This is a genomic window from Demequina sp. NBRC 110057 (assembly GCF_002090175.1).
GTDB lineage: Bacteria > Actinomycetota > Actinomycetes > Actinomycetales > Demequinaceae > Demequina.
In genome coordinates, this window is the sequence record NZ_BBRN01000003.1 from 509,904 (window position 1) to 523,163 (window position 13,260).

The window sequence follows — 13,260 nt, forward strand, 5'->3', positions numbered from 1 at the left end:
GGTGCTGTCCCTCCTGGGTAGGGTCGCGTGCGGAGGGCCGATGCCGTGGCCCGGTTTCGCTGCGACGAGGGAGTGACGATGGGGTTCGAGGAGGCGCTCGGCTGGGCGCGCACGCAGGTCGAGACAGGGATGGTGCCGGGAGGCGTCCTCGGGGTGGTGACGGCCGACGGCGCCGTCGAGCTCGACGCGGTGGGCGACGCGCGCCCCGGCGACGCCTATCCCCTGTTCTCCATCACCAAGGCGCTCGTGGGTGTCTCGGTGGGCCGCCTGCTGGCGTCCGGCGAGTTGTCGCTCGACGCGCGCCTGGCCGATGCGGTGCCGGGCTTCGGCGCCGACCGCCCCGACGAGGTGCTTCTGCGTCACCTCGTGTCGCACTCGGCGGGGATCCCCGAGCCCGCGCTGGACTTCGCGGGCGACCTCGACGAGGCGCTCCTGTCTCCCGGGAGGGACTTCGTGGCGGGAACCGCGTCGCGCTACTCGTCGATCGGCTACCAGGGAATCGTCCGCATGGTCGAGCACGCGACAGGGCGCGCGTGGGAGGACGTGCTCGCGTCCGACCTCGCCGCCGTGGGCGCCACGGGGGTGACGCTCGACACGGCCGCGACCGAGCATCGGCCCGTGCTGCGCGGCGACGCGACGCTCGACTGGGAGGCCTTTGCGTCGCTGCGACACCCCGGTGCGGGCGCGGTGGGGACCGCGGAGGACCTGCTTGCCGTGGGGCGGTCGCTCCTCGCGGACGACGGCGCGCTGGTGGCGCCGCAGACCCTTGCGCTGATGCGCACGTCTCTCGTCGACGACGCGCGACTGCTCGACCCGTACCCGCCCGAGCGCGGCTGCGCGTGGGGCGTGACCTTCTGCCTTCGGCGGGACGTTGCGGGCCTTGACGCGCGCGACGGGTTCGGGCACGCAGGCTGGGCGGGTACCGAGTTCTGGGTGCACCCCGAGTGCGGCGTCGCGTTCGTGTGGCTCACCAACGTCGCGGGGGCCGAGGGCGAGGGGATGGACCCGATCGCCTTGGCGAACGCCGTGCTCGCCTAGGTATGCCTTGAGGGGAGCTGCCTGGTCTCCCCGCGCTCGATGAGGGTGATGCGGCCCGTTGCGCCGGCGTCGGCCACCGCGGAGACGAAGGCTGCGCGGGGCTGCGAGAAGTGAGCCCAGTCGTCGATGTGGGCCGGCACCACGGTCGCGTTGGGCCAGCGGGAGGCGATCTCGAGGGTGCGCTCGGCGTCCGCCGTCAGCATCATGTCGTTCAGGCGCGGCGAGCGCGCGGCGCCGGCGAAGATCACGGCCACGTCGACGTCGGGGAACTTGTCGGCGACCTTGCCCGCCTTGCGCACGGACGAGTTGTCTCCCGAGATGTACACCGTGGGCCATCCCTCGGCCTCGAGCACAAACCCCGTGACCTGGCCCGCGAGGTGCTTCACTACCGACGGGCCGTGGCGCGCGGGAACGGCGGTCACGGTCACCGTCGACGCGCCTCCGGGAATGATGGCCTGGTCCCAGCGGCGCAGCCCCTGGGCGCGGGCGAGCCGTTCGCCACCCTCGGGGGTGGTGAGGATGTGGCGCACCTCGTCGAGCATCGCGCGGCCGGAGACGTCGAGATTGTCTTCATGCTCGTCGTGGCTGAGCAGCACGACGTCGATGTGCCCCACCTCGTCGCGGGTGAGGGCGGGCCCCGCCAGCTTGGTGAGGTTGCCCACGGGACCGGGGGCATCGAAGGTCGGGTCCGTGAGGAAGCGCAGCCCGGCGTACTCGATGAGCACGGTGGGGCCGCCGATGAGCGTGAGCGTCGCCTGCGCCGTCATGCCGTTAGTCAAGCACCTCGACCGCTTCTACCTGGCATCGCACCGGGAACGACTCGGCGCAGATGGTCGACCAGACCTGGATCCGGTCGCCGTCGGTGATGTCGGCGGCGGTGTCCACCGCGCCCGTCACCGTGATGTCGTCGGTCAGCACGAACGTGGTGCCCTCGAAGTACTCGTAGCCCGCGTCGGGGACGAAGCTCACGCGCGTCTCGGCGCCCTCCGTGACGACCGCGTCGGCCGTGCCGACGGCCTCGGGGTCTCGGTCGGGCAGGCTTGCGGCGCCGGTGCAGCCCGCGAGAGTGACGACGAGGGCGAGGCCGGCGACGGCGAGCAAGCGCTTCATCCCCACAGTTTGAACCGTTTCCGAGCCCGAGACCCGGCGTGTCGCGCCGTTTCGGCAATGGCGCCGGCGTGTCGAGCCCCGATCCGGTTCACCCTGTCCAGGACTAGGGGGTCCGGGTGGAGGCGCGGACCACTAGTTCGGGCTGGAAGAGCACGTGCTCGCGCGCAGCGCCGTCGGCCTTGTCCCGCTCGGCGAGCAGGAGGTCCACCGCGGTGGAACCGATCTGGCGGCGGGGCTGACGCACCGAGGAGATCGGGACAACCGCCGCCGCGGCGAAGGAGATGTCGTCGTAGCCCACCAATGCGACGTCGCAGGGAATGGCGACGGGATCCGCGCCGGACAAGAGGGCCTGCTGCACGCCGATCGCGAGCAGGTCGTTGGCGGCAAAGACCGCGTCCACCTCCCCCGCGCGCACCATCTTCAGGACGGCCGCTCCCACGCGCATCCCCTCCTCGAGGGTGAGCGCATCGGTCTCCACGCGCGTCAGGCTGGCGCCGTCAACGGCCTCGACGGCCTGGGCGGCGCCCTCGAAGCGGTCGGCGACCTGATGAATGCCGCGCGGACCGCCCACGAAGGCAAGTCTGCGACGTCCGGACTCGAGCAGGTGCGCGGCGGCCATGCGCCCGCCTGCGACATCGTCGACCGCGACGGAGGCGACCGTGGCGTCGGGGGTGCCGCGGTCCACGAGGACCACGGGGATGCCGTGCTCGCGCATCCGCGCCACGGCGTCGCCAGCATCGGCGGTGGGGACCAGCAGCACCCCGGCCACGCGCTGGGTCTCGAACTGCTCGAGGTGCTTGCGTTCGCGGTCGGACGACTCGTCGGAGTTGGCGAGCGTGACGGTGAGGCCGGCCTCCTCCGCGCGCGCCTCGGCGCCTCGCGCCACGTCGGTAAAGAAGGGATTCGAGACGTCGAGCACCACGAGCGCGAGGGTGGTCGACTGGCCCGCGCGCAGCTGGCGCGCCGCGGCGTTGGGGACGTAGCCCAACTCGGCGATGGCCTCTCGCACGCGCTCCACCGTGGCGGCCTTCACCTGCTCGGGACGGTTGAGGACGTTGGACACGGTCCCCACGGACACTCCCGCTCGCTGCGCGACCTCGCGCACACTGACCGCCATCCCGTCATCCTCTCCTCGAGCAGGCACATCGTGTCATGACGCCCGCGCACTGACGGCCGCACCGCGCCACAAAACGATGCGATTCCGTGACGTTCTCAGGCTTGACGACTCCACGCCTGCCGCCCTAGCGTAACCGTGAATCGTTTCATCATTGTCGATGAGAAGGCGGTAGTCAATGACGACTCCACCCACGCAGGGGCACTCCACGCCGGCCCTGAAACTCAAGGACGTGGCCAAGGCCTTTGGCAGCGTTGTGGCCCTCAAGCGCGCGGACCTCACTCTCGCCCACGGCTCCATTCATGCGCTGATCGGCGAGAACGGCGCGGGAAAATCCACGCTGGTCAAGATCATCGCTGGCGTGTACCAGCGCGACGCCGGCACGCTCGAATACGACGGGGAGCCCGTCGACTTCGCGTCGACCGCCGACTCTAAGGCGGCGGGCATCGCCGTGATCTACCAGGAACCCACCCTCTTTCCCGACCTCTCGGTCGCGGAGAACGTGTTCATGGGCCGTCAACCACTGAGGTCGCTCGGTCGCATCGATACGCGCGCCATGCGTGAGCAGGTCGCGGCAATCTTCTCCGAGTTGGGAGTCGACATCGATCCCGACCGCCCCACGCGCGGCCTGTCCATCGCCGACCAGCAGCTCATCGAGATTGCGAAGGCCATCTCGCTCGACGCGAAGGTGCTCATCATGGATGAGCCCACCGCCGCGCTCAGCGGGGTGGAGGTCGAGCGGCTCTTCACCGTCGCGCGGTCGCTGCGCGACCAGGGCTGCGCCATCATGTTCATCTCGCACCGCTTCGACGAGGTCTTCGCGCTGTGCGACACCGTCACGGTCATGCGCGACGGCGAGTACATCGCCACCTCGCCCATTGCGGACACCACCGTGGAGGCGATGGTCCGCCAGATGGTGGGACGCGACGTCGAGGCGCTCTTCCCCAAGGTCGAATCCGAGATTGGCGACGTGGTCCTGCGCGTCGACGGCCTCCATCAGACGGGTGAGTTCACCGACGTGTCCTTCGACGTCCGCGCCGGCGAGATCGTGGCCCTCGCGGGGCTCGTGGGCGCCGGGCGCTCCGAGATCGCGCGCGCCATCTTTGGGGTCGACCCCTACGAAGGTGGCACCGTGTCGGTCGGCGGGAACACCGTGAGGCGCAAGGATCCGGCCGATGCGATGCGCAAGGGCATCGCCCTCGTCCCCGAGGACCGGCGCCACCAGGGCGTCGTGCTGGAGAGCTCGGTCGCCCGCAACGTGACCATGGCCATCCGCCGCACCCTCGCGCGCGGCGGTCTGCTGTGGGGCGGTATCGAGAACACCGCCGCGCGGGAGTGGGCGGCGCGCCTCGAGGTGAAGACGGCGGCCCTCGATGCTGAGTCGGGCACGCTGTCGGGCGGAAACCAGCAGAAGGTGGTGCTCGCCAAGTGGCTCGCGACGCACCCCCGTGTGCTCATCATCGACGAGCCCACGCGAGGCATCGACGTGGGAACCAAGGCCGAGGTCCATCGACTGCTCTCCACGCTCGCGTCCCAGGGGCTCGCCGTGCTCATGATCTCCTCCGAGCTCCCCGAGGTCCTCGGCATGGCCGATCGCATCCTGGTGGTCCACGAGGGCCGCATCACCGCGCACCTCCCCCGCGAGACCGCGACCGCCGAGAACATCATGTTCGCCGCGACCCACGCGGCGGAGGAGGCCGCATGAGCGCCCGCACCTGGAACGCCTCGCAGACCATGCTCAGCAGGCTCGGGTCCTTCGCGCGCATCAGGGAGGTGGGAATCCTCGCCGCGTTCGTGCTGGTGGTCGCCGTCACCACCGCGAAGAACCCGAACTTCCTGTTCTCGCCCGACGGCTTCCGCGACCTGCTCCTTACCCCCTCGATCCTGATGCTCGTCGCCGTGGGCCAGGCCGTCGTCATCATCACACGCAACGTCGACCTCTCGGTCGGCTCGGTCCTCGGACTCTCCGCGTACCTCACGGGCCGCATCTTCGTCGACTTCCCCTCGCTTCCGTGGCCTCTCGTCTTCGTCATCGGCATCGCGTTCGGCGCCTGTCTCGGCCTCGTCAACGGCGCGCTCGTCGCCTTCGCTAAGGTGCCGAGCCTCGTCATCACACTCGGCACGTTGTACGCCTACCGCGGGATCAACGTGTGGTGGACGGGCTCGGACCGCATCAACGCCTCCGACATGCCCGATGGATTCCTGGCACTTGGCACGGACTCCGTCGCGAACATCCCGGTCCTTACGCTGATAGCGCTCCTGGTGTTGGGCTGTGCAGCCTGGTACATGCACACTCAGCGGGGTGGGCGTGAGCTCTACGCGATCGGATCGGATCCGGATGCCGCCCGCCTCTACGGGCTGCGCGTGACCCGCCGCGTCCTCGTCGCGTTCGTCGTCTCCGGCGCCCTCGCGGGACTTGCCGGCGTCCTCTACGCGGCGCGCTACGGCACCGTGAACTCTCAGGTGGGGTCCGGCTTCGAGCTCGAGGCCGTGGGCGCGGCCGTCATCGGCGGCGTCGCGATCTTCGGCGGCTCCGGGTCAGTGTTCGGGGCGGCGATTGGCGCCTACCTGTTGATGACCATCAACCGCGCCCTGCCGGTGCTCGGCGTGGACGACTTCTGGCAGCGAGCGGTGGTGGGCGCGCTGATTCTTGGCGCGATCGTCCTCGACCGCATCGCCGCCGCACGCCAGGTCAAACGCTTCGCACGCATGAGGGAGGCCAGCCATGACTGACGCCACCACGGTTCGCACCTATCGCGACTACGGACAGCCCCTCTGGCGCCGCATCCTGCTGACTCGCGAGACGGGGATCATTGCCGCCCTGGCCGCGGTGTTCGCGGTCTCCGCCGCCTCCGTGCCCAACTTCGCGTCCGAGCTGACTCTTCAGTACCTGCTGCTCGACACCGCGGCGATCCTCCTCATTGCCCTGCCCATGACCATGGTGATCGTGACGGGCGAGATCGACCTGTCGGTGGCATCCGTCGTGGGCCTGTCCAGCGTGCTCGTCGGAGTCTTGTACCAAGGCGGCGTTCCCATGGCCCTTGCCGCGCTCATCGCGGTCGCGGCTGGCGCCGTCGCAGGCGCCTTCAACGGCTTCCTCGTCACCGTGGTCGGCCTTCCCTCGCTCGCGGTCACGATCGGCACGCTCGCGCTGTACCGCGGCCTCGCGGTCGGGCTGTTGGGGACCACCGCGGTGACCGACTTTCCGGACGGGTGGCGGGACGCCGCCACGGGGACCATCCCCGGCACCCCCATCCCGTGGGTGATCGTGGTCTTCGGCGTGCTCGCCGTCGCTTTCGGGCTCCTGCTTCACTTCACGCCGTTCGGCAGAGGGGTGTTCGCCATCGGCCTGTCGGACTCGGCCGCGGCCTTCTCGGGAATCCGGGTGGGCCGGACGAAGCTGATTCTCTTCGTCCTCACGGGCACCGTGTCGGCGTTCGCCGGCATCTACTTCACGCTGCGGTACGGCTCCGCCCGCGGCGACAACGCCACAGGGCTCGAGCTGGCTGTCATCGCCGCAGTCCTCCTGGGCGGAGTCTCGATCTTCGGGGGGCGCGGTGCGCTGCACGGCGTCATCGCGGGAGTGCTCCTCATCGGCACCCTGTCGAGCGCGCTTCGGCTCGCAAACGTCACCTCCGATGTCATCAACATCATCACCGGCACCCTTCTGATCGCCTCGGTGGTGTCACCGAGCGTCACCGCCTGGGTGCGGAACCGGTGGGCCAGGCGCGGCCGCTCCGCGGCAGTGTCACAGCCCTGACGCATGACCCGCGGCTCGGCATCCGCCCGCCGCCCACGCCACATCCGTGGCACGCACCACACACGACGAAAGGGAAGACAATGAAGTCCCCACTCATGAAGCGCGGCGGCATGGCCGTCGCGGCCTTGGCGGGAATGGCGCTCGCCCTCACCGCCTGCTCGTCGAGCGATGGCGAGAGCTCCGACCCGTCCGGCTCTGCCGGCGCCGCGGGTGCCGAGTCCGGCGACTACTCGATCACCTTCCTGCCCAAGAACCTGGGCAATGCCTACTTCGACACGTCGGACGCCGGCGGCGAGGAGGCCATCGAGGAGTTCGGCGGCACGTATGCCGAGGTGGGGCCCGCGGAGGCGGCGCCCGATGCCCAGGTGTCGTACATCAACACGCTCGCACAGCAGGGCGTCGGCGCCGTCGCCGTGTCGGCGAACGACCCCGAGGCTATCTGCGACGCCCTCAACGAGGCGCGTGACGCAGGCACGAAGGTCGTCACCTTCGACTCCGACACCAACCCCGAGTGCCGCGACCTCTTCATCAACCAGGCGACCGCCGACGGCATCGCCAAGGTGCAGGTTGACATGATCGCCGAGCAGATCGGCGACGCGGGTCAGATCGCCATCCTGTCCGCGAGCGCGAACGCCACGAACCAGAACGCGTGGATCGAGACGATGGAGCAGCTGCTCGCCGACGAGCACCCGGACATCGAGCTCGTCGACGTGGTGTACGGCGACGACGACGACCAGACCTCGTTCGACAAGACCGCCGCACTGCTGCAGACCTACCCCGACCTCAAGGGCATCGTCTCCCCCACCACGGTGGGTATCGCCGCCGCCGCCCGCTACATCTCGACCTCGGACGCCAAGGGACAGGTCGCGGTCACCGGGCTGGGAACCCCCAACCAGATGCGCGAGTACGTCGAGGACGGCACCGTCACGGCCTTCGCGCTGTGGAACCCCGCCGACCTCGGCTACCTGGCCGCCTACGCAGCCAAGGCCCTCATCGACGGCGACATCACCGGCGCCGAGGGCGACTCCTTCGAGGCCGGCAAGCTCGGTGAGTACACGGTCGATGCCGACGGCACCGTCCTGCTGGGCGACCCGTACGTCTTCGACGCGGACAATATCGGCGACTTCGACTTCTAAGTCGCCACGCACGCGCCACGGCGCCCGGGCTCACCAGAGTCCGGGCGCCGTGGCGCGTGGAGGCCCCCTCGCTCCCCGCGACAGGAGTGCCCGATGCCGCTACGTTCGTACGCAACGGCATCGGCTTCACCTCGCGACGCCACCGTTGGCGTCGCGGCCGTGTTTCACCACACTCTCGCTGAGGAGAACCGTGATGAGCGTCCAGCGCACCCTGCCCCTGCCCTCTCGGCTTGTCGCCGGCCTCGCCGCTCTTGCCACCGCGGTCGCCGGATTTGTGTGGGCCTCACCCGCCGTGGCCGCTCCACGAGGCGGCGCGAGCGAGGCCGCGTCGGCATCGGGCGGCACCCCTCACGCGCTCACCACCGACTTCCTCGACGCGCCGATGACGGTCGACCCCGCAAGCGCGCCGACACTTCGCTGGCAACTTCCCGACGGCACCTCCCAGTCACGGTTCCAGATTGTCGTCACCGAGAGCGCCTCGGGAGACGCGGTGTGGGATTCGGGAGAGATCGAGTCGACGAGCGCCCGCGCGACCTATGCCGGCACCACGCTGACCCAGGCCACGCGGTACTCCTGGACGGTGCGTGCCTGGGATACCGACGGCGCAGCATCCCCCTGGTCCAAGCCCGCGGAGTTTGGCACGGGACCCACCACGGCATGGGACGACGCCCGTACCATCTGGGCATCGGGTCCGGAGGTATGGGGCGGCGACTTCGACCTGACCTTCCGCGCCCAGTTTGTCGAGAAGCACGTCACCCTCGCGTTCCGCGCCGCGAACGGCGACAACTTCTACCTCTGGCAATTCCGCGGCGACGGCGTGAACGAGCTCGCCGTTCACAAGAAGGTCGCCGGGGACAGCGCGCCTGCCGTCCTCAAGACCGCGCCGCTCGGGGTCGCGATTGAGAACGGCCCGTCGGCGCGTTTCTATGACATTCGGCTCGTGGCCGAGGGCAACAAGATCAGCACCTACCTGGACGGCCGCCTCGTTGACACGACCGTCGACGCCACCTTCGCCAGCGGCGGGTTCGGCTTCTACAGCGGCGGCACGGAGTCCTACCTTGTCGACGACGTCGTCATGAAGGACCTCGGCGGCGACGTGCTGTACGAGAACGACTTCACCGGCACCGCGTACAACGACTTCGGATGCGGCACGCTCACCGGGACGGCACTCAGCATCCCGCGCGCCCAGCGTGCCGGATGCGTCTATTACGGGCCGTGGAGCGACTACGACATGGAATTCGACCTGTCGGTCACGACGGCTGCGGTGGGCGTCATGCTGCGTGCCGCCGACGCCCGCAACAACCTCATGTGGCAGGTGCGCGGCGATACCTCGCGCATCGTCCCCCACACGCGAGTGAACGGCACCTTCGCCGCCCTCGCGGCCGCCCCGGTGTCGCCCGCCATCGGCATCGGCAACCTCACGCGGGTCAAGATCTCGGCGCGCGGCAACGAGTTCACGACGTTCATTAACGGATCACAGGTCGACAAGCGCACCGTCGTGGCGCCGCGGGTGGGAGGTATCGGCGTCAGGACCGGGTCACAGGAGTCGGGCACCATCTCCAACCTCACCGTCACCACTCCTCGAGGCGAGGTGATCTACCGCAGCGATCCCAGCGCCCACCCGAACGAGTTCCCCTGCGCACCGGCGAGCAACGGCGTCATCGCCGTGCCGAAGGCGGCCGACTGCCTGCGTGCGGGAACGGTGGCCGCCACCCCCGACTGGGCCTTCCTGCGCACGGAGTTTGCCGTCGACGACAAGGCGGTTGCCTCCGCGACGCTCTTCGCCACGTCGAGTTCGACGAGCCCCGCGCGGCAGTACGTCCACCGGGTGCTCATGAACGGAGAATTCGTCGGCGTCGGACCATCCTTCCCTGTCGACGACGAAACTCGGTTCGACGGCTGGGACGTCACCTCGCTCGTGCGTCAGGGCGAGCAGAACGCGCTCGGGGCCATCGCCTACACCACCGCGGGACGGCAGTTCCTCGCCACCCTCGTGGTCGAGTACGAGGATGGGACTCGCACCGTCGTCACCAGCTCGCCGGCGTGGCGCAGCCTCCCCGACGCCGGCGCCGTCTACCCGGCCGCCGGCTCCGTGGGAACCTCATACTTCTCGGCACCCATCGAGAACCTCCAGGGCCCCGAGTACCCGTTCGGCTTCTCCGAGCCCGGCTTCGACGACGAGGCCTGGGTGACGTCCACGCTGCGGCCGTCGCTCACGTCGCTCGTGGGGTCGACCACCGGCACCGTCGAGGAGGAGACTCACGCGCCCGAGCGCATCGTCGAGAAGGCGCCCGGCCACTACTTCATCGACTTCGGCCGCAGCTGGGTGGGAGGCGTGCGCCTCGACCTCGACGGCCCCGCCGGTTCCATGGTCGAGGTCCGCTACGGCGAGGAACTCACCGACAGGACCACGACGGCCAACACGGTCCGGTGGCAGCTGCGCACGGGCAACACCTACCGCGACCGCTACACGCTCGCCGGGGGCGGGGAGAGCCTGCAGAACTGGGGCTTCAGGGTGTTCCGCTACGTCGAGATCATCGGCGCCCCGGAGGCCATCACGGCCGACACCATCGCCGCGACCGCCCTGGTCTACCCGATGGGCGACGACGCCACCTTCGCGGCCGCCGGCAGCGACCTCGAACAGGTGTGGGAACTCTCCCGCCACACGATCGACTCGCAAAACCTCAATGCCTACGCTGACTCGTGGACCAGGGAACGCGCCCCCTACGAGGCCGACGCGTTCATTCAGTTGCAGTCGCACATCTACCTCGACGACGATCCCACTCTCGCCGAGTATTCGATGGACTATCTCTTGAGCCGGCGCACGTGGCCCACCGAATGGCCGATGTACCTCATCCTCGGCGCGCACGAACTGTGGCAGTCCACCGGGAGCGCCGCCTTCATCGAGGACAACTACGACCAGTTGGTGAGCCGGCTCCCTAGCGCCTATCTGGAATCCTCCACCGGGCTCATCCGCAAGACCTCCGGCTCGAACGGCTGCAACAGCGTCACCGATTGCGACATCGTCGACTGGCCCGCGTCCGAACGCGACGGTTACGTTTTCCGTCAGTACAACACCGTGGTGAACGCCCTCGCCTACCGCAGCTACCGGGACATGGCGGACATGGCGGAGGCCACTGGCCGTGAGGCGGACGCCGCCGAGTTCACGGCGATCGCCGACCGCCTCCGCGAGGCGATCAACACCTACCTGTACGACGCAGAGGCCGGCGCCTACGACGACGGCATGGACGCCGCGCGCACCCGCACCGGCCACCACGCCATCCACGCGAGCGTCTTCGCCCAGGCCTTCGGCGTCACTCCCCCCGAGGAGCGCGAGCGCGTGGGAGGTTACCTTGCCCAGCGCGGGATGCAGTGCTCCGTGTACTGCGCTCCCTTCCTCCTCCAGGCGCTGTACGACGGCAACCAGGGCGATGCAGCCTACGACCTGCTGACCTCCGACGGCCAACGCAGCTGGCTCAACATGATCGCGCTCGGGGCCGGAGCGACGATGGAGGCGTGGGACCCTGCGCTCAAGTCCAACACGACCTTCTCGCACCCGTGGGCCTCGTCACCGGCGTTCGTGATCCCGCGCGGGATGTTCGGCATCCGCAGCACCGAGGCCGGCTACGCCCAGTTCTCCGTGAAGATCCAGCCGGGAGCGCTCGACACGGCCCAGGTCTCGGTGCCGACGGTGAAGGGGCTCATCCGGGCCGCGTTTGATCGCGGCGATGGCGAGATGAGCGTCGGCCTGCACGTGCCGGCCGGCAGTGCCGCTCAGGTGGCGGTGCCGGTCAACGATCCCGACGTGGACACCCTCTACGTCGATCGCGTTGCGGTCCCCGCGGCCTACGCGGACGGGTACGCGGTCATCGAGCAGGTCGGTCCTGGCTGTCACCTCGTCTCGGCCACCGCCGACGCCGACGCAGGTGCCGCCAGCGCGTCCTGCCCCGACGGGTTCGACGTCGATGCGGAGGCCCCCACGGTCACGATTGACGTGGACGGCGACGTGACCGACGGATGGGTGGGGCCCGATGCGGTCGTCACCATCGGGGCCGACGACGCGGGATCCGGCGTAGCCGCGGTCGACGTCAGGATCGACGGCGGCGAGTGGGCCCCGTATAGCGAGCGGGTCGCGCTCGCAGAGGGAATGCAGCGCGTCGAGGCTCGCGCCACCGACGCCGCCGGCAACGTCTCGCGGGTCGCGTCACGCGAGCTCGGGCTCGACTCCTCGTCCCCCGCGACCACGGCGGCCACCCAGCGCGGCGACGCCGCGGCATCGGGCCTGCGCCCGGTCACCGTGACGCTCAGCGCCACGGATGCGGGAAGCGGCGTGGCGGCCACGTCGTACCGAGTCGACGACGGCGACACCGTGGCGTACGACGGACCGTTCACCGTCGCGGGCGCCGGGGTGCACACGGTGACCTACTGGTCTACCGATGCCGTGGGCAACCGTGAGGAGGAGCGCCAGGCCTCCGTGATGGTCGATGCCTCCGCGACTGCCCCGGCCGTCGGCACCCTCACCTCGAACGAGGGCTGGGACACGGGCCTGTCAGACGGCACGTTCACCGTCACCATGAGCCTGTGGTGGGGCGAGAACGCCACCGAGTACGACCTGTACCGGGACGGCGAACTCGTCGCGACCGTGCCGCTCACCTGGTCCGGGCGCGCCACACAGACGGGCGCGCATCGCGTCGAGGGATTGCCCAACGGCACCTACGAGTTCTCGGCGGTCCTGCGCAATGCAAGTGGGACGTCTGCCACGGCTCCGCTCGTGGTCACGGTCGCGAACGCGTCGCCCGGAACTCCCGTGCTCGCCCACGATAACTACGACCGGGATGGGAACTACTCCGTCACGGCCCACCTGTGGTGGGGAACCAACGCGACGTCCTACCGCTTCCTCGAAAACGGCTCCGTCGTGGACGAGGGAACCCTCGAGGCCGCGAGCCCGTCCGCTCAGCACGCCACGTTCACGGCGGCACAGCGCACCCCCGGCACCTACCGATACGTCGTCGAGTTCACCAACCACGCCGGGACCACCACCAGCGCTCCCCTGACGGTGGCGGTGAGATAGCGGCACCACCCCCAGCGCCATCGGTTGACAA

9 protein-coding genes are annotated in these 13,260 nt (G+C 69.6%); 6 read left to right on the forward strand and 3 right to left on the reverse strand.

Translation table 11 applies throughout. From position 1 onward, the window contains the following. The first annotated feature begins 78 nt into the window (after positions 1–78). Positions 79–1,038 (forward strand): serine hydrolase, encoded by a 960-nt coding sequence (locus B7K26_RS02345; protein WP_084077065.1) that lies wholly within the window; start codon positions 79–81, stop codon positions 1,036–1,038. Here the strand turns inward: B7K26_RS02345 and B7K26_RS02350 are convergent. The 3 genes from B7K26_RS02350 to B7K26_RS02360 all read right to left on the reverse strand — a co-directional run bounded on the left by B7K26_RS02350 (position 1,035) and on the right by B7K26_RS02360 (position 3,265). Next, positions 1,035–1,805 carry an MBL fold metallo-hydrolase gene (locus tag B7K26_RS02350; RefSeq protein ID WP_084077066.1) on the reverse strand — a complete coding sequence of 257 codons (771 nt, stop codon included), beginning with the start codon at positions 1,803–1,805 and terminating at the stop codon, positions 1,035–1,037. The genes B7K26_RS02345 and B7K26_RS02350 overlap by 4 nt on opposite strands. Positions 1,806–1,809: 4 nt before the next feature. Further along, positions 1,810–2,148 (reverse strand): DUF3221 domain-containing protein, encoded by a 339-nt coding sequence (locus tag B7K26_RS02355; protein WP_084077067.1) that lies wholly within the window; start codon positions 2,146–2,148, stop codon positions 1,810–1,812. Positions 2,149–2,251: 103 nt separating this feature from the next. Beyond that, entirely contained in the window at positions 2,252–3,265 is a 1,014-nt protein-coding gene (locus B7K26_RS02360; protein WP_084077068.1) for a LacI family DNA-binding transcriptional regulator, read from the reverse strand. Positions 3,266–3,440: 175 nt separating this feature from the next. Between B7K26_RS02360 and B7K26_RS02365 the strand changes: the two genes are divergently transcribed. The 5 genes from B7K26_RS02365 to B7K26_RS02385 all read left to right on the forward strand — a co-directional run bounded on the left by B7K26_RS02365 (position 3,441) and on the right by B7K26_RS02385 (position 13,229). Continuing rightward, positions 3,441–4,967 (forward strand): sugar ABC transporter ATP-binding protein, encoded by a 1,527-nt coding sequence (locus B7K26_RS02365; RefSeq protein WP_084077069.1) that lies wholly within the window; start codon positions 3,441–3,443, stop codon positions 4,965–4,967. Then, positions 4,964–5,995 (forward strand): ABC transporter permease, encoded by a 1,032-nt coding sequence (locus tag B7K26_RS02370; RefSeq protein ID WP_084077070.1) that lies wholly within the window; start codon positions 4,964–4,966, stop codon positions 5,993–5,995. The genes B7K26_RS02365 and B7K26_RS02370 overlap by 4 nt, the downstream gene beginning before the upstream one ends. After that, positions 5,988–7,022, forward strand: a complete 1,035-nt coding sequence (locus B7K26_RS02375; protein WP_084077071.1) for an ABC transporter permease — start codon at positions 5,988–5,990, stop codon at positions 7,020–7,022. The genes B7K26_RS02370 and B7K26_RS02375 overlap by 8 nt, the downstream gene beginning before the upstream one ends. A gap of 80 nt (positions 7,023–7,102) precedes the next feature. Then, positions 7,103–8,158, forward strand: coding sequence for a rhamnose ABC transporter substrate-binding protein (gene rhaS, locus B7K26_RS02380; protein WP_084077072.1), 1,056 nt, complete (start codon positions 7,103–7,105; stop codon positions 8,156–8,158). 193 nt (positions 8,159–8,351) lie between these two features. Continuing rightward, a complete protein-coding gene (locus B7K26_RS02385; protein WP_143340420.1) occupies positions 8,352–13,229 on the forward strand; it encodes a family 78 glycoside hydrolase catalytic domain in 4,878 nt (1,625 codons plus the stop codon). Positions 13,230–13,260 lie beyond the last annotated feature (31 nt).